This is a genomic window from Helicobacter bilis ATCC 51630, from assembly GCF_000686565.1.
In the GTDB taxonomy this organism is placed as follows: Bacteria; Campylobacterota; Campylobacteria; order Campylobacterales; family Helicobacteraceae; genus Helicobacter_A; species Helicobacter_A bilis.
This window is the reverse complement of sequence record NZ_JMKW01000125.1, coordinates 1-1248: the sequence shown is the minus strand read 5'-3', so window position 1 is coordinate 1248 and position 1248 is coordinate 1. Positions and strand designations below refer to the sequence as shown.

The 1248-nt window shown below is 30.8% G+C and carries 1 pseudogene; it reads left to right on the top strand.

Annotated elements, in window-relative coordinates:
- Window positions 1-198 (top strand): annotated as a pseudogene (locus T368_RS16960) (toxin-antitoxin system YwqK family antitoxin); the annotation flags it as partial.
- Window positions 199-1248: the final 1050 nt, after the last annotated feature.

The following is a 1248-nucleotide window of genomic DNA, read 5'->3' as shown; positions in this document are numbered from 1 at the left end:
GAATATTATTCAAATGGGAAAATTTATTGGGAAACACCATTTAAAAATGGTGGAAGAGAAGGCATAGAAAAATGGTATTATGAGAATGGGAATCTAAACACCCAAGCAAACAAACGAAGCAAAAAGCATTATAGTGGCCTATTTAATGCCAAGCACTCAAACCCTAGCATTAAATCTAAAATGCAATGTTATACATAAAAAACCTTTTTGTCAAGCTTTTTATAAATTTTTGCAATATTTTTTTAAGCCTAACACTAACAAAGCCTTAAAAACTCTATAAAAAAGAGCAAACAAAACTAGCATTCAAAGCTTAAAAAATGCCCTTATTCTATCACAAAAAAGCTAAAAATGTAATTTTCTCGTTACACTTTTTCCCCACATATAAACACGCTTTGGCTTTTTTGTCTTAAAATCCATCAAACAATTTTATATTACACAGCTACTTTTATAAAACAAAAATATAATAAAAATGCAATTTACCCTTATTTTGTGCGTGCGACTTTTGTGTGTTCGTGCGTGATTATTTTTATGTGCGTGCCTTTGCGTTCGTGCGTGCGTGTCCTTAAAATCCAACGTCTCTAATTTTGTGTGCCTTCTTTGTGCTAATTTGCATGAAAATCGCAAATGTGCCAACAAGAGAAGCCCAAGCAAACAGGCAGATTTGTCTCATTGAGTGCAAAGCAAGAAACATCTAACACATAAACAATAAAGAGTTTTTGCTAAAGCCTCAACATGACAAAAATCTTAAAAGAGTTACACAAGAAAAAGACACCAACATCAACAAGGAAAAAGAGACAATAAAAAAAGAAAACCATGCCAAGCAAAGAGCCAAAAACAAAACAGCCAACATGATAAAAACAAAGCCTTCTTTCTGTTATACCTAGCATGTAACAATTTGTAATAAAAATTAAAATTTGTTAATACATTGGACTAACAAAAAGCACAAATAGCAAGAAAGCTATTATAATAAGCTTGTTTATCATTTTTTAATTTTCCTCCTTTCTATGCACTCGCTTAGGAAAGGCAAAAAACTCCCGCTTAAGCTGCCAACTCAAGCGGTAATAAATTACACTACAAAAATACAATTAAATCAAGCTTTTTTATATATTTTTATGTTATAATTATAGAAAATTTCTAAAGGCTAATAAATGGATAAGGTTAAAGAAGTTTGCAAGATTTTAGGTATAACGCAAAATCAATTAGCAGAATTAATGGGATTGCATTATACAGCTTTTTCAAAATGGAAAG